At 70.9% G+C, this 24,247-nt stretch carries 22 protein-coding genes; 7 read left to right on the top strand and 15 right to left on the bottom strand.

Going from position 1 to position 24,247, the window contains the following annotated elements; translation table 11 throughout:
- The first annotated feature begins 14 nt into the window (after positions 1–14).
- Positions 15–1,127, top strand: coding sequence for a pyridoxal phosphate-dependent aminotransferase (locus EOE48_RS02680; RefSeq protein ID WP_127727238.1), 1,113 nt, complete (start codon positions 15–17; stop codon positions 1,125–1,127).
- Entirely contained in the window at positions 1,120–2,061 is a 942-nt protein-coding gene (locus EOE48_RS02685; protein WP_127727239.1) for a prephenate/arogenate dehydrogenase family protein, read from the top strand. Before EOE48_RS02680 ends, EOE48_RS02685 begins: the two co-directional genes overlap by 8 nt.
- A gap of 320 nt (positions 2,062–2,381) precedes the next feature.
- Here EOE48_RS02685 and hutU read toward each other — a convergent pair whose 3' ends face one another.
- The 3 genes from hutU to hutI are packed head-to-tail and all read right to left on the bottom strand — an operon-like array spanning position 2,382 to position 6,808.
- Positions 2,382–4,049, bottom strand: a complete 1,668-nt coding sequence (gene hutU, locus EOE48_RS02690) for a urocanate hydratase (RefSeq protein WP_127727240.1) — start codon at positions 4,047–4,049, stop codon at positions 2,382–2,384.
- Positions 4,050–4,082: 33 nt separating this feature from the next.
- Positions 4,083–5,609 carry a histidine ammonia-lyase gene (hutH, locus tag EOE48_RS02695; RefSeq protein WP_127727241.1) on the bottom strand — a complete coding sequence of 509 codons (1,527 nt, stop codon included), beginning with the start codon at positions 5,607–5,609 and terminating at the stop codon, positions 4,083–4,085.
- Complete coding sequence (gene hutI, locus EOE48_RS02700) at positions 5,606–6,808, bottom strand: imidazolonepropionase (protein ID WP_127727242.1); 1,203 nt, start codon at positions 6,806–6,808, stop codon at positions 5,606–5,608. Before hutI ends, hutH begins: the two co-directional genes overlap by 4 nt.
- Positions 6,809–6,917: 109 nt before the next feature.
- Here hutI and EOE48_RS02705 point away from each other — a divergent pair, with 109 nt between their 5' ends.
- Together EOE48_RS02705 and hutC are read left to right on the top strand one after the other, a co-directional pair.
- Complete coding sequence (locus EOE48_RS02705) at positions 6,918–8,273, top strand: formimidoylglutamate deiminase (RefSeq protein WP_127727243.1); 1,356 nt, start codon at positions 6,918–6,920, stop codon at positions 8,271–8,273.
- Complete coding sequence (gene hutC / locus EOE48_RS02710; protein ID WP_127727244.1) at positions 8,270–8,971, top strand: histidine utilization transcriptional repressor HutC; 702 nt, start codon at positions 8,270–8,272, stop codon at positions 8,969–8,971. The genes EOE48_RS02705 and hutC overlap by 4 nt, the downstream gene beginning before the upstream one ends.
- An 83-nt stretch (positions 8,972–9,054) precedes the next feature.
- On the opposite strand, the gene EOE48_RS02715 is transcribed toward hutC, so the two are convergent.
- Entirely contained in the window at positions 9,055–9,873 is an 819-nt protein-coding gene (locus EOE48_RS02715; RefSeq protein WP_127727245.1) for a DUF1828 domain-containing protein, read from the bottom strand.
- Between the two features lie 895 nt (positions 9,874–10,768).
- Between EOE48_RS02715 and EOE48_RS02720 the strand changes: the two genes are divergently transcribed.
- A complete protein-coding gene (locus EOE48_RS02720) occupies positions 10,769–12,391 on the top strand; it encodes an ABC-F family ATP-binding cassette domain-containing protein (RefSeq protein ID WP_127727246.1) in 1,623 nt (540 codons plus the stop codon).
- 19 nt (positions 12,392–12,410) lie between these two features.
- Here EOE48_RS02720 and lptB read toward each other — a convergent pair whose 3' ends face one another.
- The 9 genes from lptB to benA all read right to left on the bottom strand — a co-directional run bounded on the left by lptB (position 12,411) and on the right by benA (position 21,327).
- On the bottom strand, positions 12,411–13,220 hold the full coding sequence (gene lptB, locus EOE48_RS02725) for an LPS export ABC transporter ATP-binding protein (RefSeq protein ID WP_425463617.1): 810 nt from the start codon (positions 13,218–13,220) through the stop codon (positions 12,411–12,413).
- 231 nt (positions 13,221–13,451) lie between these two features.
- The gene (locus EOE48_RS02730) at positions 13,452–14,813 is read right to left on the bottom strand and encodes an MFS transporter (protein ID WP_127727248.1); all 1,362 of its coding nucleotides are present in this window, start codon (positions 14,811–14,813) and stop codon (positions 13,452–13,454) included.
- Between the two features lie 77 nt (positions 14,814–14,890).
- Positions 14,891–15,169, bottom strand: coding sequence for a muconolactone Delta-isomerase (catC, locus tag EOE48_RS02735; RefSeq protein WP_127727249.1), 279 nt, complete (start codon positions 15,167–15,169; stop codon positions 14,891–14,893).
- A gap of 4 nt (positions 15,170–15,173) precedes the next feature.
- Complete coding sequence (locus tag EOE48_RS02740) at positions 15,174–16,343, bottom strand: muconate/chloromuconate family cycloisomerase (protein WP_127727250.1); 1,170 nt, start codon at positions 16,341–16,343, stop codon at positions 15,174–15,176.
- A 97-nt stretch (positions 16,344–16,440) separates the two neighbouring features.
- A complete protein-coding gene (catA, locus tag EOE48_RS02745; protein WP_127727251.1) occupies positions 16,441–17,382 on the bottom strand; it encodes a catechol 1,2-dioxygenase in 942 nt (313 codons plus the stop codon).
- Positions 17,383–17,413: 31 nt separating this feature from the next.
- Entirely contained in the window at positions 17,414–18,208 is a 795-nt protein-coding gene (locus EOE48_RS02750) for a 1,6-dihydroxycyclohexa-2,4-diene-1-carboxylate dehydrogenase (protein ID WP_127727252.1), read from the bottom strand.
- Complete coding sequence (benC, locus tag EOE48_RS02755; protein WP_127727253.1) at positions 18,205–19,218, bottom strand: benzoate 1,2-dioxygenase electron transfer component BenC; 1,014 nt, start codon at positions 19,216–19,218, stop codon at positions 18,205–18,207. The genes EOE48_RS02750 and benC overlap by 4 nt, the downstream gene beginning before the upstream one ends.
- 10 nt (positions 19,219–19,228) lie before the next feature.
- Positions 19,229–19,720, bottom strand: coding sequence for a benzoate 1,2-dioxygenase small subunit (gene benB / locus EOE48_RS02760; RefSeq protein ID WP_127727254.1), 492 nt, complete (start codon positions 19,718–19,720; stop codon positions 19,229–19,231).
- A gap of 278 nt (positions 19,721–19,998) precedes the next feature.
- On the bottom strand, positions 19,999–21,327 hold the full coding sequence (gene benA / locus EOE48_RS02765; protein WP_127727255.1) for a benzoate 1,2-dioxygenase large subunit: 1,329 nt from the start codon (positions 21,325–21,327) through the stop codon (positions 19,999–20,001).
- Between the two features lie 243 nt (positions 21,328–21,570).
- Between benA and EOE48_RS02770 the strand changes: the two genes are divergently transcribed.
- Positions 21,571–22,479 (top strand): LysR family transcriptional regulator, encoded by a 909-nt coding sequence (locus EOE48_RS02770; RefSeq protein WP_127727256.1) that lies wholly within the window; start codon positions 21,571–21,573, stop codon positions 22,477–22,479.
- A 68-nt stretch (positions 22,480–22,547) separates the two neighbouring features.
- On the top strand, positions 22,548–23,240 hold the full coding sequence (gene gph, locus EOE48_RS02775; RefSeq protein ID WP_127727257.1) for a phosphoglycolate phosphatase: 693 nt from the start codon (positions 22,548–22,550) through the stop codon (positions 23,238–23,240).
- Positions 23,241–23,246: 6 nt separating this feature from the next.
- Here the strand turns inward: gph and EOE48_RS02780 are convergent, their stop codons facing one another.
- Both EOE48_RS02780 and EOE48_RS02785 read right to left on the bottom strand, forming a co-directional pair.
- Positions 23,247–23,771: a CoA-binding protein gene (locus EOE48_RS02780; protein WP_187371301.1), complete on the bottom strand. Its 525-nt coding sequence runs from the start codon at positions 23,769–23,771 to the stop codon at positions 23,247–23,249.
- 166 nt (positions 23,772–23,937) lie between these two features.
- Positions 23,938–24,198 carry a hypothetical protein gene (locus tag EOE48_RS02785; RefSeq protein ID WP_127727258.1) on the bottom strand — a complete coding sequence of 87 codons (261 nt, stop codon included), beginning with the start codon at positions 24,196–24,198 and terminating at the stop codon, positions 23,938–23,940.
- Positions 24,199–24,247: the final 49 nt, after the last annotated feature.

The following is a 24,247-nucleotide window of genomic DNA, read 5'->3' on the forward strand; positions in this document are numbered from 1 at the left end:
ATCCGAGAATCGTCATGTCTGCCGCCCCTCGTCCCGTTCCGCGCCCGGGCGTCCTCGACATCGAAGCCTACGTGCCGGGCAAGTCGGCGGCCCCGGCCGGGGTGAAGCTGCACAAGCTGTCCTCGAACGAGACCCCGCTCGGCGCGAGCCCGGCCGCGATCGCGGCGATGCGCGCCGCCGCCGACGGGCTCGAACTCTACCCGGACGGCAACGCCACCGCCCTGCGCGAGGCGATCGCCCGCAAGTACGGGCTCGACCCCGCCCGGATCGTCTGCGGCGCCGGCTCGGACGAGCTGCTGTCGCTCCTGACCTACGCCTATATGGGCCCGGGCGACGAGGGGCTGTACTCGCAATACGGCTTCCTGGTGTACCGCATCGCGATCCTGGCGGCGGGCGGCACGCCGGTGGTGGCGCCCGAGCGCGACCACCGCACCGACGTCGATGCGCTCCTCGCCGCGGTGACGCCGCGCACCCGCATCGTCTACCTCGCCAACCCGAACAACCCGACCGGCACCTACCTGCCGTTCGACGAGGTCCGCCGCCTGCATGCCGGCCTGCCGAAGGACGTGCTGCTGATCCTCGACGCGGCCTATGCCGAGTACGTGCGCCGCAACGACTACGCCGCCGGGCTCGAACTGGTGCTCGAATCCGAGAACGTCGTGATGACCCGGACCTTCTCGAAGGTCTACGGGCTCGCGGCCCTGCGCATCGGCTGGATGGTGGCGCCGGAGGCGGTGGCCGACGCGGTCAACCGCATCCGCGGGCCGTTCAACGTCGGCGCCGCCGCGATCAGTGCGGGCGCCGCCGCGATCGCCGACGACGCCCACCTGACCGCGGCGCTCGCCCACAACGACGAATGGCTGCCGAAGGTGACGAAGGCGGTCGAGGCGCTGGGGCTCACGGTCACGCCGAGCGTCGGCAACTTCGTGCTGATCCACTTCCCCGAGGCGCCCGGCCGCACCGCCGCGGAGGCCGACGCCTTCCTCACCGCCCGCGGGCTGATCCTGCGCCGGGTCGGCGCCTACGGCCTGCCCAACGCCCTGCGCATGACGATCGGCCCGGCCGAGGCCAACGAGGCGGTGATCGCGGCCCTGACCGACTTCGTGCGGGAGCGGGCGGATGCCTGACCCGGCGGCGTTCCGGCGCCTCGCGATCGTCGGGCTCGGGCTGATCGGCTCGTCGATCGCCCGGGGCGCCCGCGCCCGGGGCCTCGCCGGCGCGATCGTGGCGATCGACCGCGACGAGGCGGTGCTGGAGCGGGTGCGGGCGCTCGGCCTCGCGGACGAGGCCACGGCCGACCTCGCCGCGGGCGTGGCCGGGGCCGACCTCGTGATCCTGTGCGTGCCGGTGGGCGCGATCGGCGTGGTGGCCGCCGCGATGGCACCGCACCTTGCGCCTGGCGCGATCGTGTCCGACGTCGGCTCGGTGAAGGCCGCGGTGGTCGCCGCCGCCCTGCCGCACCTGCCGACCCATGTCGCCTTCGTGCCGGCCCATCCGGTCGCCGGCACCGAGCATTCCGGGCCGGATGCCGGCTTCGCCGCGCTGTTCCACGGCCGCTGGTGCATCCTCACCCCGCCCGAGGGCGCTCCCCCCGAGGCGGTGGCGCGGGTCGGGCGGTTCTGGGAGGGGCTCGGCTCGGTGGTCGAGACGATGAGTCCGGCTCATCACGACCTCGTGCTGGCGATCACCAGCCACGTGCCGCACCTCATCGCCTACAACATCGTCGGCACCGCCGCCGACCTGGAGACGGTGACGCAGTCCGAGGTCATCAAGTTCTCGGCCGGCGGCTTTCGCGATTTCACCCGCATCGCCGCCTCCGACCCGACGATGTGGCGCGACATCTTCCTCACCAACAAGGACGCGGTGCTGGAGATGCTCGGCCGCTTCAACGAGGATCTGGCGCTGCTCGCCCGGGCGATCCGCTGGGACGACGGCGAGGCCCTGCACGCCCTGTTCACCCGCACCCGGACGATCCGCCGCGGCATCGTGGCGATGGGCCAGGAGACGGCGGAGCCGGATTTCGGCCGCCGCGGCAAGGAAGCCGGGGCGGGGCCGGGGTGAGGCCGGGGCGTGGGGTGTGCACCGTGGTTGGTGCGCGTTCCTCCTGGCTCCGCAACAGTACAGGGCCATCCGGCGAACAGTAGACCCGCGCCTCCCCTCTCCCGAGTGGGAGAGGGGCCGGGGGTGAGGGTGGCTCGGCCTCCGCAATGACCCTGAACCGTCGAGCTGCGCAGCTTCATGCTCAGCGTCCGATACTGAACCGTCTCCACCCTCACCCCTACCCCTCTCCCACTCTGGAGAGGGGATCCCGCGCTTGATCTTGAAAAGTATCTTCCTGAAATAGCCGCGCGTCTGCCGGGCGAGCAGAACCCGCCCCGCCCCTACCCCAGGCTCGGCAGCACCAGCCCGTGCTCGCGGGCGCAGTCCACCGCCTCGTCGTAGCCGGCATCGGCGTGGCGCATGACGCCGGTGGCGGGATCGTTCCACAGCACCCGCTCCAGGCGCCGGTCGGCGGCCTCGCTGCCGTCGCAGACGATGACCATGCCGGCATGCTGCGAGAATCCCATGCCGACGCCGCCGCCGTGGTGGAGCGAGACCCAGGTCGCGCCGGACGCGGTGTTGAGGAGCGCGTTGAGCAGCGGCCAGTCCGACACCGCGTCGGAGCCGTCGCGCATCGCCTCGGTCTCGCGGTTGGGCGAGGCGACCGAGCCGGAATCGAGGTGGTCGCGGCCGATGACGATCGGCGCCTTCAGCTCGCCCTTGCGCACCATCTCGTTGAAGGCGAGGCCGAGGCGGTGACGGTCGCCGAGACCCACCCAGCAGATCCGCGCCGGCAGGCCCTGGAACCGGATCCGCTCGCGGGCCATGTCGAGCCAGCGGTGCAGGTGGTGGTTGTCCGGCAGCAGCTCCTTGACCTTGGCGTCGGTGGCGAAGATGTCCTCCGGGTCGCCCGACAGGGCGCACCAGCGGAACGGGCCGACGCCGCGGCAGAACAGCGGGCGGATATAGGCCGGCACGAAGCCCGGGAAGGCGAAGGCGTCGGCGACGCCCTCCTCCAGGGCCATCTGGCGGATGTTGTTGCCGTAATCGACCGTCGGCACCCCGGCGCGGTGGAAGTCGAGCATCGCCCGCACATGCGCGGCCATCGAGCGTTTCGCCGCCGCGGCGACCCCGGCCGGGTCGCTCTCGCGCTTGGCGTCCCACTCGGCCAGCGTCCAGCCCGCCGGCAGGTAGCCGTTGACGGGATCGTGGGCCGAGGTCTGGTCGGTGACGCAGTCCGGCCGCACGCCGCGGGCGTAGAGTTCGGCGAAGACGTCCGCCGCGTTGCCGAGCAGCGCCACCGAGCGCGGGGTCTTGCTGCGGCAGGATTCCTCGATCAAGGCCAGGGCGTCGTCGAGGTCGCGGGCCTGGACGTCGACGTAGCCGGTGCGCAACCGGAACTCGATGCTCGACGCCCGGCACTCGACCGCGAGGCAGGAGGCTCCGGCCATGGTGGCAGCCAGCGGCTGCGCGCCGCCCATGCCGCCGAGACCGGCGGTGAGGATCCAGCGCCCGGCGAGGTCGCCGCCGTAATGCTGGCGGCCCATCTCGACGAAGGTCTCGTAGGTGCCCTGAACGATGCCCTGGCTGCCGATGTAGATCCACGAGCCGGCGGTCATCTGGCCGTACATCGCCAGACCCTTGCGGTCGAGCTCGTGGAAATGCTCCCAGGTCGCCCAGTGCGGCACGAGGTTGGAGTTGGCGATCAGCACCCGCGGGGCATCGGGGTGGGTGCGGAAGACGCCGACCGGCTTGCCCGACTGCACCAGCAGCGTCTGGTCGTCGTCGAGATCTTTTAAGGCCGCGACGATGCGGTCGAAGCTCGCCCAGTCCCGCGCCGCCCGGCCGATGCCGCCATAGACCACCAGTTCGCCCGGCCGCTCGGCGACGTCGGGGTCGAGGTTGTTCATCAGCATCCGCAGCGGGGCTTCGGTGAGCCAGCTCTTCGCGGTGAGGTCGCTGCCGCGGGCAGCACGGACGACGCGGCTGTTGTCGAGGCGGGTGGTCATGGCCGGGCTCCCGGAGCGAGGATCTGACAAGACTTACGGAGCGACGCCCGGCAGCGCCTCGGCCACCGAGGCGACCGCGCCGCCGCGCACGAGATCGACCGCCGCCAGCATGTCGGGATGCAGGAAACGGTCCTCGGCCAGGGTCGGCACGCGCGCGCGCAACGCGGTCCGCAGGCGCTCCAGCGGCGCGCTGGAGGTCAGCGGCGCGAGGAAGTCGCAGCCCTGGGCGGCGGCGAGCAGCTCGATGCCGACCACCGCGACGGCGTTGTCGACCATCGGGCCCAGGCGCCGGGCGCCGTGGGCCGCCATCGAGACGTGGTCCTCCTGGTTGGCCGAGGTCGGGATCGAATCGACGCTCGCCGGGTGGGCGCGCTGCTTGTTCTCGGAGACCAGGGCCGCGGCGGTGACCTGCGGAATCATGAAGCCGGAATTGAGCCCCGGCCGCGGGGTGAGGAAGGCCGGCAGGCCCGACAGGGCCGGGTCGACCAGCATCGCGATCCGGCGCTCGGCGAGCGAGCCGATCTCGCACACCGCGAGGGCGATCATGTCGGCCGCGAAGGCGACCGGCTCGGCGTGGAAGTTGCCGCCCGACAGGGCCTCGCCGGTGTCCGAAAAGATCAGCGGGTTGTCGGAGACGCCGTCGGCCTCGGTGGCCAGCGTCGCGGCGGCCTGGCGCAGGACGTCGAGGGCGGCGCCCATCACCTGCGGCTGGCAGCGCAGGCAGTAGGGGTCCTGCACCCGCTCGTCGCCCGTGAGGTGCGAGGCGCGGATCGCCGAGCCGGCGAGCAGCCCGCGCAGGGCGGCGGCGGTCTCGATCTGGCCGCGGTGGCGGCGCAGGGCGTGGATGCGCGGGTCGAACGGCGTGTCGGAGCCGCGGGCGGCGTCGGTCGAGAGCGCGCCGACCACCAGGGCGGCGCGCAGCAGGTCCTCGGCGCCGAACAGGCCGGCGAGCGCGTAGGCGGTGGAGAACTGGGTGCCGTTGAGGAGGGCGAGCCCCTCCTTGGCGCCGAGCACCAGCGGCTCCAGACCCGCGTGGCGCAGCGCCTCGGCCGCGGGAACCCGGCCGGACTCACAAAAAAACTCGCCGACGCCGAGCATCGCGGCGGTCAGGTGGGAGAGCGGCGCGAGGTCGCCCGAGGCGCCGACCGACCCTTGCGCCGGCACCACCGGGGTCAGGCCGCGCTCCAGCAGGGCGGCGAGGAAGGCCAGGGTCCCGGGCCGCACGCCCGACGCGCCCTGCGCGAGGCTCGCGAGCTTGAGCGCCATCATCAGCCGGGCGACCGGCACCGGCATCGGCTCGCCGATCCCGGCGGCGTGCGACAGCACGATGTTGCGCTGGAGCGTGCCGAGATCCTCGGCGCCGATCCGGACGGTGGCGAGCTTCCCGAAGCCGGTGTTGATGCCGTAGACCGGCTCGCCCCGGGCGACGATCGCCGCCACGGTCTCGGCCGAGCGCGCCACAGCCGGCAGGCAGGCCGGGTCGAGGCGCGGCACCGCCCCGTCGAGGATCGCGCGCCAGAAGGCCAGGGGAACGGCGCCGGGGGTGAGGGTCGGGGTCACTGGCCTCTCCGGATGCGGGCGTGGAGCGGGTTGAAGCCGATGCGGTAGACGAGCTCGGCCGGGCGCTCGACGTCCCAGATCGCGAGGTCGCACCACTTGCCGGGCTCCAGGGTGCCGGTCTGCGGCAGGAGGCCCAGGGCGCGGGCGGCCTCGCGGGTGACGCCGGCAAGGCATTCCTCGACGGTCATCCGAAACAGGGTCGCGCCCATGTTGAGGGTGAGCAGCAGCGAGGTCAGCGGCGAGGTGCCGGGATTGCAGTCGGTGGCGAGCGCCATGCGGGTGCCGTGGCGGCGGAAGGCGGCGACCGGCGGGACCTTGGTCTCGCGGATGAAGTAGTAGGCGCCGGGCAGCAGCACCGCGACGGTGCCGGCCCGCGCCATCGCGGCGGCCCCGTCCTCGTCGGTGTGCTCCAGATGGTCGGCCGAGAGGGCGCCGTAGCGGGCGGCGAGCGCGGCGCCGCCGAGATTCGAGAGCTGGTCGGCGTGCAGCTTCACCGGCAGCCCGAGTTGGTGTGCCGCCTCGAACACCCGGGCGGTCTGCGCCGGCGAGAACGCGATGCCCTCGCTGAAGGCGTCGACCGCATCCGCCAGCCCCTCGGCGGCGACCGCCGGCAGCATGTCGTCGCAGACCGAAGCGACGTAGCGGTCGCGGTCGGTCTCGTCGGGCGGCAGCGCGTGGGCGCCGAGGAAGGTGGTGACGACCGAGACGGCGCGGTGGCGCCCGAGCGCCCGCGCCGCCCGCAGGCTCGCCAGCTCGGCCTCCCGCGACAGGCCGTAGCCCGACTTGACCTCGATCGTGGTCACGCCCTCGGCGATCAGCGCGTCGAGGCGCCTGAGGCCGCTCGCCACGAGGTCGGCCTCGGAGGCCGCCCGCGTCGCCCGCACCGTCGAGACGATGCCGCCGCCGGCCCGGGCGATCTCCTCGTAGGTCGCGCCAGCCAGCCGGCGCTCGAATTCTTCCGCCCGGTCGCCGCCGTGGATCAGGTGGGTGTGGCAATCGATCAACCCGGGGGTGATCCAGCGCCCGTCACACGCGACGATCTCCGGCGCGTCGAGGGACGGCGCCCCGGCGGCCGGCCCGGCATAAACGATGCGACCGTCCAGGCAGGCGACGATCCCGTCCTCGACCACGCCGAGGCCCGGGACCGAGTCAGCCAGGGTCGCGAGCCGCGCCCCGCGCCAGATGCGATCGCACTGCATGGCCTGCCTCCTGCTCCCGCGCACCGGCATGGTGAATCACAACGAGTATGTATATACATAATCGCAGGCCGGGCGCGCTGTCCATCCGGCTCCGTCGCGAGGTCGTCCGATGCCCCAGCTCTGGTTCCGCTCCGCCCTGCTGCCCGGGGGCTGGGCGCGCGACGTCCGGCTCACGGTCGAGGCCGGGCGCATCGCCGCGGTGGCGGCGGGCGTCGCGCCGGAGGCGGCGGACGAGCGCCACGGCATCGCGGTGCCGGGCCTGTCGAACCTGCACAGCCACGCCTTCCAGCGCGGCATGGCCGGCCTCGCCGAGACCCGCGGGCCGGAGCGCGACACGTTCTGGACCTGGCGCGAGGTGATGTACCGCTTCCTCGACCGGCTGACCCCGGAGGACAACGAGGCGGTGGCGGCGATGGCCTATGCCGAGATGCTGGAGGCCGGCTTCACCCGGGTCGGCGAGTTCCACTACCTGCACAACGACCGCGACGGCACGCCCTATGCCGAGCCGGCCGAGATGGCGTTTCGCATCGCCGCCGCCGCACAGGCGACCGGGATCGCCCTGACCCTGCTGCCGGTGTTCTACGCCCATGGGGGGTTCGGGCCGCGCCCGGCGGTGCACGGCCAGCGCCGGTTCCTCGGCAGCCGCGACGGCTTCGCCCGGCTGGTCGAGGGCGGGCGGCGCGCCGTCGCCGTGCTCGACGGGGCGGTGGTCGGCATCGCGCCGCACAGCCTGCGCGCCGCGACCCTCGACGACATCGCGGCGATCCTGCCGCTCGCCGCCGGCGGCCCGGTCCACATCCACGCCGCCGAGCAGGTGCTGGAGGTCGAGGAGTGCGTCGCCGCCCTCGGCACGCGGCCGGTGGAGACCCTGCTCGACGGCGCGCCGGTCGATTCCCGCTGGTGCCTCATCCACGCCACCCACCTGACGCCCGACGAGACCCGGCGCCTCGCGCAGAGCGGTGCGGTCGCGGGCCTGTGCCCGGTCACCGAGGGCAATCTCGGCGACGGCATCTTCCCGCTCGAAGCCTATGCCGAGGCCGGCGGCCGGTTCGGCATCGGCACCGATTCGAACGTGCTGATCGGCGCCGCCGACGAATTGCGGATGATGGAATACGCCCAGCGCCTGAGCCTGCGACGGCGCAACGTCCTCACAGGCCCCGCCTCGCCCTCCACCGGCCGGGCGCTGTTCGACGCGGCGCTCGCCGGCGGCGCGCAGGCGCTGGGGGTGCCGGCCGGGCTGGAGGCGGGCGCGGCGGCCGACCTCGTCGCCCTCGACCCCGACCACCCAGCGCTGGTCGAGCGCGACGGCGACGCGCTCCTCGACGGCTGGATCTTCGCGGCGCGCTCCTCGCCGGTCCTGGCGGTCTGGCGGGCGGGCCGGCCGGTGGTCGCGGGCGGGCGCCACGTCGACCATGCGGGGATCACGGCGCGCTACCGCGCCACCCTGGCGAGGCTGCTGGCGTGACTGCGCCCCTCAAGGAGCGGATCCGGGCCGACCTCGAAGCGCGCATCCTCTCGGGCGAGTGGCCGCCCGGCTACCGCATCCCGTTCGAGTCCGAGCTGACCGACCTCTACGGCTGCTCGCGCATGACGGTGAACAAGGTGCTGGCCGGCCTCGCCGAATCGGGGCTGATCCAGCGGCGGCGCCGGGCCGGCTCGTTCGTCGCCCAGCCGGCGCTGCAATCGGCGGTCCTGCGCATCCCCGACATCCCGCACGAGGTCGAGGCGCGGGGCGAGCATTACGGGTTCGAACTGGTGGCGCGCGAGCGCCGCGGCGTCGGCCCGAAGGACCCGCCGGCCTCCGGGCTGGCGCCGGGCGAGCCGGTGCTGGCCCTCACCTGCCGCCACCTCGCCAGCGGCCGCCCCTTCGCCTGGGAGGAGCGGCTCATCAGCCTCGCGACGGTGCCGGCGGCGGCCGAGGCCGATTTCTCGGCGGTGCCGCCGGGCACCTGGCTCCTGCGCCACGTGCCCTGGACCGAGGCCGAGCACCGCATCACCGCGCTCAACGCCTCGCCGGCGCTCGCCGCCTCCCTCGACCTGCCGCCCGGCGGCGCCTGCCTCTCGGTCGCGCGGCGGACGTGGCGCGGCGACGGGACGCTCACCTACGTGCAGCAGGTGTTTCGCGGCGATCTGTACAGTCTGGGGGCGCGGTTCGCGCCGTGAGGCCCTTTCTCCGACGCGGATCGTAACGATCGCGTCGGGGCCAAGCCCAGTCGGCTTGGCGGTGTGCGAGCGGCTGTGGAGCGTTAAGCGATCAAATTTTTCGGGTAGCCGAGCCTGCGGCGAATATAGTTCATTGCACCAAGCTCATCCTCGCGAAAAATCGGCATGGCCAATTCACGATTTTGGGCTCGCTGAAAATTCTTTCGCTTGATGGTCCGCATCTCCGGATCTTCCACAAGCGCAATGACTTCAAAATCCAGACGGTCTAGCTGCCTCTGCTCCATTTGCAACAAAAGAGCTTCATTTAATTTGTCGTTCGAGTTGACGAAATAAACCGCCCCGGCTCGTGCCCTGTCTTCAAATTCCGGACGCGGTTTTATGATCAGATCGGCAGGAAAATCCCTGAATGCGCTGCCGATCGGTTCATCCTCCAATATATTTGCAACGCGACCCAGAGTTCCCATGAGAGCGCGGGTTGCATCCTCCCGAAACGTTGAACGAACCACGTCGCGCGTAAGCAGTTCCAGATCCCGCACGCGGATCATGCTCGAAAGGAACTCAATGGCCCGACGCGCGATGTCTTGGCTTGAGAACGGGTCCGTACGGATTTCGTAGGTATCACGATCCCAATGAGCGTTGCCGGACGAAAGAATGGCATCGAGAAGCTGACCACGCACACCCTGATCGATCGGAATATCTTTTGCGATCAAGTGTGCCAGATAGCTGCCATCGTCTTCTATGATATAATGATCGTCGTCCGCATGGGTCAGGTAAAAGCTGATAGCATCGCCCAAGCCGTCCTCGAAGGCCGAACTGATGGCATAGCCGGTCGGAACGGGCTGGACAGAAATGCCCCCGCAAAACGTCGTGCAAAGTGTCTTTTTCAGATCTTCAGGGTGCATCTAAATCCAGGACTCCCTGCTCCTCTCTCACACGGAAAAACCGCTTTGCGGCTTCCCAAAAAGTTGCTTCGGTCCAGGCATGTGTCCGCCGGTGCCATGTCCCGATGGGCGGAATGCGGGCGAGATTATCAAGTCCGGTCGCCCCCGTCTCTATGCCCCCTCGGTCGCAGTGAGCATGCACGTGCAGACCGGGATGGCTGGCGTGCGACTCGAAACGAGCAACGACGGAAAATCCTCCGTCCGTCTGGCGGATAAGCTTGGCGTTCCAGTTGCCGCGGCCAGGGTTACATTCAGCCAATAATATATAGATCCCGTCAGCCGCGACGACTCTCGACGACCGCCACTGCCACCCTGCACGGATCGGCTTTGTTTTGCTATAGATCGGCGCATGTCGCGGCTGCAGATCCTTTGTCGACCATTGACCTGCGACCTCGGTGATTTTTTCTTCCCCAATCAGATGTCTTACGCGCATCTTTCTTGCCACCCTACGCGACTCAAGATGAAATTAAAGCAAGAGAGTGTGTATGTCACCAATTTTTGGAGACCCGGATGCATTCTGGATGACTAAGCAGACTTGCGTTGGCACGACAACGCTTCGTCCGCTTAGATTCTTGGTTGTCGCAGATTTTTGTCGCAAAACCGGCTTCCGATTTTGCGAAATCTGCTTAGGTGCGAATGCGCGATTTCGTCCGATGGACGAATGCTTCAGAAGAATCCGAAACCGATTCACGTTTGGTCGAGCAGGAGCCACGATCGCGAAGGCGCGCCGCGAGGTGCCTCGGCCGCCGGCGTCTGAACCCGGCACCCCGCCCCTCCGTGGCCCCCACGCTCTTCCGTCGCGCGCCCCCAACGGGTATGGCCGCGGCAACTCCCTCGACACCACGCCCCGGACCCGATGATACGCCTCGACAAAATCGGCAAGCAGAACGGCAAGCAGATCGTCTTCATCGAGGCGTCGGCGGCGCTGCAGAAGGGCGAGAAGATCGGCCTCGTCGGCCCCAACGGCGCCGGCAAGACGACGCTGTTCCGGCTCATCATCGGCGAGGAGCAGCCCGACGAGGGGCAGGTCGCGACCGATCGCGGCATCACCATCGGGTATTTCAGCCAGGACGTCGGCGAGATGGCCGGCCGCAGCGTCGTCGCCGAGGTGATGGACGGCGCCGGGCCGGTGAGCGCCATCGCGGCCGAGCTGCGCGAGGCCGAGACCGCCCTCGCCGACCCCGACCGGGCCGACGAGATGGACGCCCTGATCGAGCGCTACGGCGAGGTCCAGGCGCGGTTCGAGGAACTCGGCGGCTACGCGCTCGAGGGCCGGGCGCAGGAGGTGCTGGCCGGGCTCAGCTTCAGCCAGGAGATGATGGACGGCGACGTCGGCGCGCTGTCGGGCGGCTGGAAGATGCGGGTGGCGCTCGCCCGCATCCTGCTGATGAACCCCGACGTGATGCTGCTCGACGAGCCGAGCAACCACCTCGACATCGAGAGCCTGATCTGGCTCGAAGGCCTCCTGAAGGGCTACGAGGGCGCCCTGCTGATGACCTCGCACGACCGCGAGTTCATGAACCGCGTCGTCTCGAAGGTGATCGAGATCGACGGCGGCGCGCTCACCACCTTCTCGGGCGACTACGCCTTCTACGAGCAGCAGCGGGCGCTCAACGAGGCGCAGCAGCAGGCGCAGTTCGAGCGCCAGCAGGCGATGCTGGCCAAGGAGATCAAGTTCATCGAGCGGTTCAAGGCCCGCGCCTCCCACGCCGCCCAGGTGCAGAGCCGGGTCAAGAAGCTCGACAAGATCGAGCGGGTCGAGCCGCCCAAGCGCCGCCAGACGGTGATGTTCGAGTTCCAGCCGGCGCCGCGCTCCGGCGACGACGTGGTCAGCCTCAAGAAGGTCGCCAAGCGCTACGGCAGCCGCACGATCTACGACGGGCTCGACTTCGCGGTGCGGCGCCGCGAGCGCTGGTGCGTGATGGGCATCAACGGCGCCGGCAAGTCGACGCTGCTGAAGCTCGTCACCGGCACCACCGCGCCCGACGACGGCACGGTGTCGGTCGGCGGCACCGTGAAGCTCGGCTACTTCGCCCAGCACGCCATGGACCTGCTCGACGGCGACCTGACGATCTTCCAGGACCTCGAGAGCAGCTTCCCGCAGGCCGGCCAGGGCTCGCTGCGGGCGCTCGCCGGCTGCTTCGGCTTCTCCGGCGACGACGTCGAGAAGCGCTGCCGGGTGCTGTCGGGCGGCGAGAAGGCCCGGCTGGTGATGGCCAAGATGCTGTTCGACCCGCCGAACTTCCTCGTCCTCGACGAGCCGACCAACCACCTCGACCTCGGCACCAAGGAGATGCTGATCCGGGCGCTCGCCGGCTACGAGGGCACGATGCTGTTCGTCAGCCACGACCGGCACTTCCTCGCCGCGCTGTCGAACCGGGTGCTCGAACTGACGCCCGACGGCGTCCACCAGTACGGCGGCGGCTACACGGAGTACGTCGCCCGCACCGGCCAGGAGGCGCCGGGGCTGCGCAGTTGAGGCGACGGCCGGTCGCCCCCTACAACCGGAAATCCTCGCCGAGATACAGCCGCCGCGCCTCCGGGTCGGCGACGATCTGCTCGGGGGTGCCCTCGGTGAGGATGCGGCCGGAATGGGCGATGTAGGCGCGGTCGATGAGGCCGAGCGTCTCGCGCACGTTGTGGTCGGTGATGAGCACGCCGATGCCGCGGCCCTTGAGGTGCATCACGAGGTCCTGGATGTCGCCGACCGCGATCGGGTCGATGCCGGCGAAGGGCTCGTCGAGCAGCATGAAGGACGGCGAGGAGGCGAGCGCCCGGGCGATCTCGCAGCGCCGTCGCTCGCCGCCCGACAGCGCGATCGAGGGCGCCTTGCGCAGCCGTGTGATGTTGAATTCCTCCAAGAGCGAATCGAGCTTGCGCTCGCGCGCCTTGCGGTCGGGCTCGACCACCTCCAGCACCGCCCGGATGTTGTCCTCGACGTTGAGGCCGCGGAAGATCGAGGCTTCCTGCGGCAGGTAGCCGATGCCGAGCCGCGCCCGCTGGTACATCGGCAGGTGGGTGATCTCGTGCCCGTCGAGGCTGATCGTGCCGCGGTCGGCCGAGACCAGCCCGGTGATCATGTAGAAGATCGTGGTCTTGCCGGCGCCGTTGGGGCCGAGCAGCCCGACCGCCTCGCCGTTCTGCACCACGAGGCCGGCATCGTGCACGACGGTGCGGGCGCCGTAGCTCTTCTTGAGCCCGTGGACCGCCAGGATGCCGGGGCCGCCGAAGGCGGTGGCGGGCGGCGCCGGGGCCTCGGCGCGGGCGGCGCGGCCGAACAGGCGGGTGAAGCGCGAGACGGCCGGCATGGACGGGGCCTGGAGCGGCAGGGCCGGGGTGGGAGTCAAGGCGTGCTCTCCGACGACGGGTCCGAGGCCGGCCGGCGTCGCACTCCCCCCACCCCGCGGAGCCGCAACCGGATTCGACAGCCGCGGTGTCTAGCGGAGCCGGGGCGGCGGGGCAACGCGGCGAACGGCGCGGCCCGGCCGCTCCGCCGTGCCGCGCCCGGATCCGCCGCCCCGTGGAGGCGCCGCCGCGCCTCAGGAGCCCTGCAGCGCCGGCGCGAGGCGCACCGGCGGCGTGCCGAGCCGGCCCTTGAGCGTGATGCTCGCCGCGGCGATCAGCGCCGGCACCGCCACGATGGCGAAGGTCGCCGGCAGGCCGACCCCGAGCCCGATCAGCGAGGCGCCGATCATCGAGCCGACCACCGAGCCGACCCGGCCGACCGCGTTGGCCCAGGCGACGCCGGTTGCCCGGCTGGCGGTCGGGTAGGTGCTCGCCGCGAGCGCGTTGATGCCGATCTGCGAGCCGGCGACGCAGAACCCGGCGCCGAACACCGCCGTCACCAGCAGGGCGACCGAGCCGGTCGAACTGCCGATCAGCGCCACGAAGCCGGCCGCCGCGAGGTAGGACAGGCCCAGCACCACGTGCGGGTTGGTCCGGTCCATGATCGCCCCGAGCACGAGGCCGCCGACCGTGCCGCCGGTGGCGAGCATGACGGTCACCAGCGACGCCTGCTTGAGGGTCAGGCCGGCGCTGCTGATGATGGTCGGCAACCAGCTCGACAGCAGGTAGAAGATCAGCAGGCTCATGAAGAAGGTCAGCCACAGGCACAGCGTGCCGGCGACGAGGCCGGGCTGGAACAGCTGACCGATCGGCGAGCCCTTCGGCGATCCGAGGTCGGTCTTGGCGATGCCGGTGAAGACCGCGCCGGAGAAATCCTCCGCCGGGGCGATGCGGCGCAGGAGCGTCGCGATCCGCTCGGCCGGCGCCTGCTTGAGGACGAGGAAGCGCACCGATTCGGGCAGGCCGAGGACGAGCAGCGGGATCGCGGCGAGCGGCAGCACGCCGCCGAGCACCAGCACCGAGGTCCAGCCGTGATCGGCGATGAGATGGGCCGCCGCGAAGCCGCCGAGCGCCGAGCCGACGGTGAAGCCGCAGAACATCGCCATGGTGAGGAACGAGCGGCGGTGATCCGGGCAGTATTCCGAGGTCAGCGTGATCGCGTTCGGCATCGCGCCGCCGAGGCCGAGCCCGGTGACGAAGCGCAGCACCGTCAGCATCTCGATCGAGGTCGACCACGCCGAGGCGAGGCTGGCGAGCCCGAAGAACGCCGTGGTGACGACCAGCATCGCCTTGCGGCCGACCCGGTCGGCGAGCGGGCCGAACAGGAAGGCGCCGATCATCAGGCCGAACAGCCCGGCCCCGAACAGCGGCGCGAGCTGCGCCTGGGTCACGCCCCATTGCGACCGGAGCGCCGGGGCGATGTAGCCGATCGCGGCGGTGTCGAACCCGTCGATCGCGACGACGAGGAAGCACAGGAGCACGATCCGGATCTGGAAGCCGGAGACTCCGTGGCGGTCGATGACGTCCTGGACGTCGATGCTGCGGGGCTGGGGCATGGGCGTTGTCCTCCTGAGGTGCTTTCTTGGGATGTTCCGGTCGTGCGCCGGAGCCGGTTCGCCGGCGCCGGCCTGCCTCAGCCAATGGCCGAGGGGTGGCGCGCCAGCGGGCGCACCCGCATGGTCATGAACGGGAAGAGCGGCAGTCCGGACAGGAGGTCGTGCAGCTCGTCGTGGCTCTCGACCTCGAAGATGCTGACGTTGGCGTAGCGTCCGGCCACTCGCCACAGGTGGAGCCACTTGCCCTGGCGCTGGAGATCCTGGGCGCGGGCCTTCTCGTCGGCCTTCAGCCGGGCGACGTGATCGGGATCAAGGCCGTGCGGGATCGCGACGTCCATCTCGACGCAGTACAGCATGGAATCAGCTCCGGGCGTAATGGCGCAGCTTGTCGGGATCGAGGGTGACGCCGAGGCCGGGTCCCTCGGGCAGGTGGACCGCGAAGTCATGGAAGCGCAGCGGCGTGGTCACGAGGTCGTCGGTGAGGATCTGCGGGCCGAAATGCTCGCAGCCCCAGGCCAGCTCACGCAGCCCCGCGAAGGCGTGCAGATGGGCCGCGGCGCCGACCGAACTCTCCAGCAGGCAGCCGCCGTAGAGCCCGATGCCGGCGGATTCCGCCACCGCCGCGACGTTGCGCAAGCCGACGAGCCCGCCGTGCTTGACGAGCTTGAGCGAGACCGCGTCGGCGGCGGCCGCCTGCGCGACGCCCATCATGTCGTGGGGCGTGAACACGCACTCGTCGGCGAGCAGCGGCGGCACCCCGTCCCGCGCCCGCAGCCGGCCCATCCCGGCGACGTTCCAGGCCGGCAGCGGCTGCTCGACGAGGGCGATGCCGAGATCGGCCAGCCGCGGCAGGCAGCGCCGGGCGGTGGTCTCGTCCCAGGCCTGGTTGGCGTCGACGATCAGGGTGGCGCGGTCGGCCAGCGCCCGCGACAGCCGTTCGAGCCGGGCGAGGTCGGCCTCCGGCGCCTGGGCGCCGATCTTGATCTTGAAGGTGCGGTGCAGCCGGGCGTCGAGCTTGGCCTGCGCCTCGGCGATCTCCTGGTCGGGATCGCCGGAGGCCAGCGTCCACAGCACCGGGAAGCTCGTGCGCACCGCGCCGCCGAGCAGCGCGGCGACGGGCAGGCCGAGGCTCTTGGCGGTCGCGTCGAACAGGGCGGTTTCGAGCGCCGCCTTGGCGGCGTTGTTGCGCTTGGCCGCCGCGTCGAGGCGCTCGCCCGCGGTCACGAAGCGGTCGGCCGGCTGGCCGATCAGGGCCGGGGCGAGATAGGCGTCGATCGTGGCCTTGATGCCCTCGACGCTCTCCTCGCTCCAGCGCGGCCCGCCGAGCGTCGCCGCCTCGCCGATGCCCTCGACGCCGCTGGCGAGGCGTAAGCGCACGATGACGTAGCTCTGCGCGGTGACGGAGGTCTGGGACAGCTTGTGCTTGCGCACGGTCGGCACGTCGACGATCGTGGTGCGGATCTCCGCCACCGCGAGGTCCCGGTCGGGCGCGTGACGCACGGCGTCGTGGAGCTGGTTCTTCGCGAGCATGGGGTGTCTCGGGGTGCGGGATGAGATCGGTTCGGGCGTGCAGCGCGCGGCCCTGACCCCCTCCCCCGCAGAGGAGGGAGGGTTCGGGCGTCGCTCCCTACGCCGCTTCGGCGTGGGGCCGCACCACCACCGGATCCGGCGCGTGCGCCGCCTCGCGGTTGAGGGCGAAGTCGAACCGGATCGTCGAGAACGGCGCCTCGAGCCCCGCCGCCTTCACCGCCGCCGGATCGGCGACCCGCACCACCTCGGCGATCAGCCCGTCGCGGGTCGCGAAGGCGAAGTCGTCGTGCAGGTAGGGGTCGTCCGAGAGGTTGATCTGCGTCGTGAGCTGCCGGTGGCCGGGGCCCGAGACGAAGAAATGGATGTGGGCCGGGCGCTGGCCGTGGCGGCCGAGCTGGTCCAGCAGCGCCTGGGTCTGGCCCTCGGGCGGGCAGCCGTAGCCCTTGGGCAGGATGCTGCGGAAGCGGTAGCGGCCCTGCGCGTCGGTCTCGATGCGCCGGCGCAGGTTCCAGGTGCTCTGGCTCCGATCGAAGACCGAGTAGTTGCCGAGCGTGTTGGCGTGCCAGACGTCCACGATGGCCCCGGCGAGCGGGGCGCCGCCGGCGCCCGTCACCTGACCCTCGACGATCAGCACCTCGCCGTCCTCCGGGTCGTCGTCGAGCCGCGCCTCGCCCGTCGCCAGCGGCGCACCGGCGACGTAGAGCGGACCCTCGATGGTGCGCGGCGTGCCGCCCTCGATCCCGGCCGCCCGCTCCTTGGCGTCGATGCACAGGTCGATGAAGTGCTCGATGCCGAGGCCCGGCATCAGCAGCCCGAACTCGTTCTTCTGGCCGGTCTCGGTCAGGTAGCTCATCGCCGTCCAGAACTCGCTCGGCGTCACGTCGAGATCCTCGACGATCCGGCAGGCATCCTCGACGACGCGGCGCACGATCTGCTTGACGCGCGGGTTGCCGGTCCCGGTGCCGAGGCCCGCCACCTTGTCGAACAGTCCTTGAGCCTCGGGGGAATCGGTGATCGTGGAGCCGGTGATCGGGGACATGGCGTTTCCTCTCTTCTGCTCGGGGGGTGGGTCAGCCGAGGTCGCCGCCGGCGACCGGCAGCGTGACCCCGGTGACGTAGGAGGCCTCGTCGGAGGCGAGGAACAGGATCGCGGCGGCCTGCTCGGCGGCGGTGCCGTAGCGGCCCATCGGGCTCGACGCCCTGGTCTGGGCCACCACCTCGGCGATCCAGGCCCGCTCCTGGTCGCCCGGCGGGGTCGGGTTGCGGGCGATGCGCCGGGGCGGCGCCTCGGTGCCGCCGGGCGCCACCGCGTTCACCCGGATGCCGTGCCCGGCATATTCCCAGGCGAGGCAGACGGTGAGCGCGTTCACCCCGCCCTTGGCCGCCGCGTAGGGCACGCGGTTGATCCCGCGCGTCGCCACCGACGAGACGTTGACGATGCTGCCGCCGCCGGCGGCGAGCAGGTGCGGCAGCGCCGCCCGGCAGCACCACAGGGTCGGGAACAGCGAGCGGCGGATCTCGGCCTCGACCTCGTGCGGGGCGTAGTGCGCGAACGGCTTGAACCAGATCGAGCCGCCGACATTGTTGACCAGCACGTCGAGCCGCCCGAAGGCCGCCACCGCCGCCGCCATCACGGCGTCGCCGCCGTCGTACCGCTCCACGTCCGCGAGGTGCACCGCCGCCTTGGCGCCGAGGTCGCGGGCCGCCGCCGCCGTCTCCTGGACGATCTCCGAGCGGTCGGTGAGCAGCAAAGCCGCCCCCTCGCGGGCGAGGCGCAAAGCCACCTCGCGGCCGATGCCCTGCGCGGCGCCCGTCACCACCGCAACCTTGCCCGAGAAGCGGCCGGGCGAGACGAAGCCGCTCATGCCGTTCCCCCGACGCCGCTCGCCGAGAACTTCTCGTAGTGGAAGCTCGCCGGCGTCAGCCCGCGCTCCGCGAAGGTCCTGCGGACCGCGTCGACCATCGCGGGCGGGCCGCACAGGTAGGCGTCGACGTCGCCGCCATGCAGATGCGCGTCGGCGAGATGCTCGGTGACGTATCCCTTGTTCGCGTGCCGGCTCTCGGGCGAGGCGACGCAGGTCTCGAAGCTGAAGCCCGGGATTTTGTCCGCCGCCGCCTCCAACGCCTCGGTCTCGACGAGGTCGGCGTCGTGCGTCACGCCGTAGACGAGGTGGATCGGCTGCTCGGCCTCCGTCTCGGCGATCGTGCCGAGCATCGACAGGAAGGGCGCCAGCCCGGTGCCGCCGGCGAGCATCAGCACCGGCCGGCGGATCTCGCGCAGGTAGAAGCTGCCCGAGGGGCCGGTCAGGTCGAGGCCGGCGCCCGCCCGGGCCTGCTCGGCCAGGTAGGTGCTCATCAGCCCGCCCGGGATGTTGCGGATCAGGAACTCCGCCCGCGCGCTGCCGGGGGTCGAGCTGAACGAGTACGAGCGCGCCTGCCCGCTGCCCGGGACCGCGATGTTGACGTACTGCCCGGGCAGGAACCCGACCGGCTCCCCGGTCTCGACCGTGAGGCCGAAGGTGGTGTCGGACAGGCGCCGCACCGCCGCCACCGTGCCCTTGAGCGCCGCCGCCCTGGTCTTGCAGACCTCCGACGAGGCGGCGACGGCGAGCACGAGGTCGGTCCTCGGCCGCATCTGGCAGGCGAGGCCGTAGCCTTGCGCCGCCTCCTCGTCGGTCAGCGCGTCCTCGATGTAGCTGCCCGGATCGAACCGGCCGGATTCGCACAGCACCCGGCAGGTGCCGCAGGCGCCGTCCCGGCAATCGAGCGGGATGTTGATGCCGAGACGGTAGGAGGCGTCCGCCACCGTCTCGCCGGGCCGGCAGGCGACGAAGCGGGTGACTCCGTCCTCGAAGTTGAGTGCGATGGTGGACATGGCACCCTCCCTAGATGTGGTAGACGTCGATGACATGGTGGATGTAGTCGTTCTTCAGAACGACCTTCTTTTTCTTGATGAGCGGGGTCTCACCGCCGGTATCGAGCGTGTAGAACGACGTGCCGAAATGCGTATCGACCGTCTTGTAGCGGTAATTGAAGGTGAGCCAGTTGAAGCGGAGCCTGCAACTGGTCTCGTCCTGCTCCAGGATCTCGACGTTCGAGATGTTGTGCGAGGTGCGCGGCTCCGGCAGGCTGGTGGCGCTCGACCGTTCGGTGCGGATGCGGAACACCCGGTCCTCCAGGCCGCCGCGGTTGTCGTAGTAGATCAGCGAGACGTCGCGCTGCGGGTCGGTGACGAGCTGGTCGTCGTCGTCCCAGGACGGCATCCAGAACTCGACGTCGGGGGCGTAGAGCGCCAGCCACGCATCGAAGTCGCGGTCGTCGAGGAAGCGGGCCTCGCGGTAGAGGAACTGCTGCACCTGCTCCAGGGTGAGGGGCATCGGGGGGCTCCTTGGGCGTGCGGGCGCGTTCGGCGCCCCGGAAGGGGCCGGCGCCGCTGGTGTTTCGATTCGGTGATCGAGTCGGGCTCCCGGCCCTTCCCCCTTCTGCGGGGAAGGGTGCCCCCTGCGTCAGCAGGGGCCGGGAGAGGGGACGACGCTTCCGGAAAAGGTCGCGCGCTTCATGCAGGGCGCCACCTGGATGAGCGTCGCGCTCCCCTCTCCCGGCCTGCTCCGCAGGCCACCCTCCCCCGCGGAGGTGGGAGGGTTCGGGCGGTGCGCTACGGCAGGTGCCGGCGCATCGTGTCCATCCAGTAGCGGTGCTGGATCGCGAACAGGCCCTCGTCCTCGGTCCGCGCGCCGCTGAGCAGCGGCTTGAGGCCGATCGCCTTGGCGCCCTCGTCGGCACCCTCGATCCAGTGGGTGGCGCCGCGGCACAGGTCGTTCCAGCGCGCCGCCCGGCCGCTGTAGCCGATCTGGCAGGCGCGGAACTCCTCGAGGTCGTCCGGGGTCGCCATGCCGCTGGCGTTGAAGAAGTCCTCGTACTGGCGGATGCGCTGCGTCCGCGCCGCCGACGCCTCTCCCTTGGGGGCGATGCACGTGATCGTCACCTCGGTCTTATCGACTGCGATCGGCCGGTAGGTGCGGATCTGCGACGAGAACTGGTCCATCAGGTAGACGTTCGGATACAGGCACAGGTTGCGCGAGCGGCTGATCATCCAGTCCGCCATCGCCGAGCCGTAGGAATCCGCCAGTTCCGCGCGGCGGTCCCAGTTCGGCCGGTCCTCGGGGTTGGCCCAGGTGGTCCACAGCAGCAGGTGGCCGTGCTCGAACGAGTAGAACCCGCCGCCCTGCTTGGCCCAGCCGCCGGCATCCATCGCCCGGGTCTTGTCGACGGCCTGCACCTCCTTGCGGCGGCTGGTGGTGGCGGCGTAGTTCCAGTGCGTCGCGCTGACGTGGTAGCCGTCCGCCCCGTTCTCGGTCTGGAGCTTCCAGTTGCCGTCGAACACGTAGGTCGAGGAGCCGCGCAACACCTCCAGCCCGTCCGGCGACTGGTCGACGATCATGTCGATGATCTTCGTCGCCTCGCCGAGATGCTCGGTCAGCGGCTTCACGTCGGGGTTGAGGCTGCCGAACAGGAAGCCGCGGTAGCTCTCGAACCGCGCCACCTTGGTCAGGTCGTGCGAGCCGTCGCGGTTGAAGCTGTCGGGATAGCCGGCGTCGTCCGGGTCCTTGACCTTGAGCAGCTTGCCGCCGTTGCTGAAGGTCCAGCCGTGGAACGGGCAGGTGAAGGTGGCCTTGTTGCCGCGCTTGTGCCGGCACACCATCGCGCCGCGATGGCTGCACGCATTCACGAAGGCCTGCAGCTCGCCCTTGCGGCTGCGGGTGATGACCACCGGCTGGCGGCCCATGAAGGTCGTGAAGTAGTCGTTCGGGTTCGGGATCTGGCTCTCATGCGCCATGTAGATCCAGTTGCCCTCGAAGATGTGGCGCATCTCCAGCTCGAACACGTCGGGATCGGTGAAGATGTCCCGCCGGCAGCGATAGATCCCGGCCTCCGGGTTCTCCTCGACGGCACTCTCGACGACCTGATGAACGGTGTCCAGCATGCTCTCCTCCTGGCCTCGTGGGCGCTGCTTCGGGCGAGGGGGATCGTTGCCGGTCCACGCCCCGCGTAGCCGGTCCGGATCGTCCTCTCACCTTGCGCAGGAGGGGCGCGGTGCCCGGTGCGGACTGTCGATGTCCCCCGGTCCCCGCCTGCTCCTGGGCGTTTCCTCTTTTTTCAGTTCTAAGGAGCGGGCATAGCGGCGTCCAAGACCGTTTGGGAACGAAACCATTCCTGGGAGGAATGATTGGAGCTTCGGCACCTGCGCTACTTCGTGGCCGTCGCCCGGGAGCAGAGCTTCACCCGCGCGGCCGAGACGATGCACGTCGCCCAGCCGGCGCTCAGCAAGCAGATCCAGCACTTCGAGGAGGAACTCGGCCTCGCGCTGATCGAGCGCGGCTCGCGGCCGCTGCGGCTGACCGAGCCGGGCCGTCTGATCTTCGAGCAGGCGTTGCAGATCCTGGAGCGGTTCGACGACCTGCGCGAGACCGGCCGGCGGCTGCGGCTCGCCGAGCGCAACCGCTTCCGGGTCGGCTTCGTCGCCTCGACCCTGTACGGGCGCCTGCCCGAGATCCTGCGCGGCTACCGCCTCAAGCGCCCCGACGTCGATCTCACGCTCCTGGAACTGCTGACCCTGGAGCAGATCGCGGCGCTGAAGGAGGGCCGCATCGATGTCGGCTTCGGCCGCATCGAGATCGAGGATCCGGCCATCGCCCGCGTGCTCCTGCGCAACGAGCGGATGATCGTCGCGGTGCCGACGGCGTGGGAGGCGGGTTTCTCGCCCCGCCCGCTCACGCTGCGCGACCTCGCCGGCCGCGCGCTGATCGTCTACCCGAAGAGCGCGCGGCCCAACAACGCCGACCGCATCCTCGCGCTGTTTCGCGACCACGGCGTGCGCCCGCCTGTGATCCACGAGGTGCGCGAGTTGCAGACGGCGCTCGGCCTCGTCGCCGCCGAGGCCGGGATCTGCGTCGTGCCGGCCTCCGTCGAGCGCCTGCGCCGCGACGGCGTCGCCTACCGGCCGCTCGACGAGGACAGGGCGCTGATCCCGGTCATCATGAGCTACCGCCGCGACGACCCCTCGCCGGAGATCGCCCTGATCCTGCAATGCGTGCGTGAGGATTACGACCGCGAGGGGATTGCGTTCGGGGTGTAGCCGCTCGCTGGCACGCGGCCGGGACTCCGGCTAGAGGCTCCGGCATCCCCTCATTCCCGCGAGACCCCATGCCCGCTTCCGCCCCCATCGTGGTGTTCGACCTCGACGGCACGCTCGCCGAGACCGCCGGCGACCTGATCGCGACCCTCAACGTCGTGCTCGCCCGCGAGGGCGTGGCGCCGGTGCCGCTGGAGAAGGCCCGCGAGCTGATCGGAGCCGGAGCGCGGGCGCTGATCGAGCGCGGCTTCGCGGTCTCGGGGCGGGAACTGGCCCCCGACCGGCTGGAAGAACTGTTCCGGGTCTTCCTCGCCCATTACGGGCAGAACCTGTGCGAGGTCTCGCACCTCTATCCCGGCGTCACGGCCGCCCTCGACCGGCTGGAGGCGGCGGGCTACGCGCTCGCGGTGTGCACCAACAAGCCCGAGCAGCACTCGGTCGAGCTGCTGCGCCTGCTCGGCGTCGGCCACCGCTTCCGGGCGATCTGCGGCCGCGACACCTTCCCGTACTTCAAGCCGGATCCGCGCCACCTCACCGAAACCATCGCCCGCGCCGGCGGCGACCCGGCCCGGGCGGTGATGGTCGGCGATTCCCGCACCGACGTCGCCACCGCCAAGGCCGCCGGCATCCCGGTGGTCGCGGTGCCGTTCGGCTACACCGACGTGCCGGTCGAGGATCTCGATCCGGACGTGGTCGTCGCGCATTTCGACGCGCTGCCCGACGCCGTGGCCCGGCTCGATCCCGGCGCGCGGGTTCCCGCCTGACCGGGGCTACCGCTCGGCGATCGTGAGCTTCTGGAACCCCTTGGCGGCGAGCTTCGGCCGCTTGGCGCTGAGGATGCGGGAGTTCACGCCGGTCCAGCCGATCTCGCCCGAGAGCCGGCCGTACTCGATCTTGGGGCAGCGATCCATGATGACCGTCAGGCCGCGGGCCTCGGCCCGGGCCGCCGCGGCGTCGTTGCGCACGCCGAGCTGCATCCAGATCACCGCCGGCAGCGGGTCGAGGGCGAGCGCCTCGTCGACGAGCGGACCCGCCGCCTCGGAATTGCGGAAGATCTCCACCATGTCGACCGGGTGGGGCAGCTCGCTGAGGCGCCCGACCACGGTGCGGCCGAGGAGCTGCTGGCCGGCGAGGCCGGGATTGACCGGGGTCACCTCGTAGCCGCGCTCCAGCAGGTACTTGGTGACGATCCAACTCGGGCGCGCCGGGTTGGCCGAGGCGCCGACCAGGGCGATGCGGCGCACCTGCCGCAGCAGGGTCCGGAGGAGGTCGTCGGGGTAGCGGTCGTGGGTCATCGCGGGGTCCGGGCTACGCAGATTTCGCAAAAGTGGCTGCCGGTTTTGCGACGAAAATCTGCGACACAACAAGAAATCACAGCAGACTGGCGTTGGCCTGCCAACGCCAGTCTGCTGAGAGGCTGCGGACTCCATAGGGCGGTTCGGGCCCGGGCGGGAGCCCGGCTCACGGACGGCGCCAGCCACGCGGGCGATGGTCGGCCTCGGCACCGGCGGGCGGCGACAGGCCGCACTCCGCCTCGAAGAACCGCCGCACCGCCGGGACGTAGCGGGCCTTGAAGCGCGGATCGACATGCGGGAAGCCGGCGGCTTCGAGGGTCGGAAACAGCGCCTCGGCCTCCGCCGCCCGCGCCTTGCCGACCAGGGCCGCGGCGATCTCGGCGTCGCTGGCGAATTCGGGCAGGGCGGCCAGTCCGCGCAGCTTCATCCTCGCGCCTCCCCCAGTCCTCGCGCCGGCGGGGTCTCGCGCCCCCGGT

The organism is Methylobacterium oryzihabitans, from assembly GCF_004004555.2.
Lineage (GTDB): Bacteria > Pseudomonadota > Alphaproteobacteria > Rhizobiales > Beijerinckiaceae > Methylobacterium > Methylobacterium oryzihabitans.

Excerpts from the sequence above, each read along its gene's own strand:
- EOE48_RS02680 (WP_127727238.1), top strand. The coding sequence starts at position 15 with ATGTCTGCCGCCCCTCGTCCCGTTCCGCGCCCGGGCGTCCTCGACATC.
- EOE48_RS02685 (WP_127727239.1), top strand. The coding sequence starts at position 1,120 with ATGCCTGACCCGGCGGCGTTCCGGCGCCTCGCGATCGTCGGGCTCGGG.
- hutU (WP_127727240.1), bottom strand. The coding sequence starts at position 4,049 with ATGACCACCCGCCTCGACAACAGCCGCGTCGTCCGTGCTGCCCGCGGC.
- hutI (WP_127727242.1), bottom strand. The coding sequence starts at position 6,808 with ATGCAGTGCGATCGCATCTGGCGCGGGGCGCGGCTCGCGACCCTGGCT.
- EOE48_RS02705 (WP_127727243.1), top strand. The coding sequence starts at position 6,918 with ATGCCCCAGCTCTGGTTCCGCTCCGCCCTGCTGCCCGGGGGCTGGGCG.
- EOE48_RS02715 (WP_127727245.1), bottom strand. The coding sequence starts at position 9,873 with ATGCACCCTGAAGATCTGAAAAAGACACTTTGCACGACGTTTTGCGGG.
- EOE48_RS02720 (WP_127727246.1), top strand. The coding sequence starts at position 10,769 with ATGATACGCCTCGACAAAATCGGCAAGCAGAACGGCAAGCAGATCGTC.
- lptB (WP_425463617.1), bottom strand. The coding sequence starts at position 13,220 with ATGCCGGCCGTCTCGCGCTTCACCCGCCTGTTCGGCCGCGCCGCCCGC.
- EOE48_RS02730 (WP_127727248.1), bottom strand. The coding sequence starts at position 14,813 with ATGCCCCAGCCCCGCAGCATCGACGTCCAGGACGTCATCGACCGCCAC.
- catC (WP_127727249.1), bottom strand. The coding sequence starts at position 15,169 with ATGCTGTACTGCGTCGAGATGGACGTCGCGATCCCGCACGGCCTTGAT.
- EOE48_RS02740 (WP_127727250.1), bottom strand. The coding sequence starts at position 16,343 with ATGCTCGCGAAGAACCAGCTCCACGACGCCGTGCGTCACGCGCCCGAC.
- catA (WP_127727251.1), bottom strand. The coding sequence starts at position 17,382 with ATGTCCCCGATCACCGGCTCCACGATCACCGATTCCCCCGAGGCTCAA.
- EOE48_RS02750 (WP_127727252.1), bottom strand. The coding sequence starts at position 18,208 with ATGAGCGGCTTCGTCTCGCCCGGCCGCTTCTCGGGCAAGGTTGCGGTG.
- benC (WP_127727253.1), bottom strand. The coding sequence starts at position 19,218 with ATGTCCACCATCGCACTCAACTTCGAGGACGGAGTCACCCGCTTCGTC.
- benB (WP_127727254.1), bottom strand. The coding sequence starts at position 19,720 with ATGCCCCTCACCCTGGAGCAGGTGCAGCAGTTCCTCTACCGCGAGGCC.
- benA (WP_127727255.1), bottom strand. The coding sequence starts at position 21,327 with ATGCTGGACACCGTTCATCAGGTCGTCGAGAGTGCCGTCGAGGAGAAC.
- gph (WP_127727257.1), top strand. The coding sequence starts at position 22,548 with ATGCCCGCTTCCGCCCCCATCGTGGTGTTCGACCTCGACGGCACGCTC.
- EOE48_RS02780 (WP_187371301.1), bottom strand. The coding sequence starts at position 23,771 with ATGACCCACGACCGCTACCCCGACGACCTCCTCCGGACCCTGCTGCGG.
- EOE48_RS02785 (WP_127727258.1), bottom strand. The coding sequence starts at position 24,198 with ATGAAGCTGCGCGGACTGGCCGCCCTGCCCGAATTCGCCAGCGACGCC.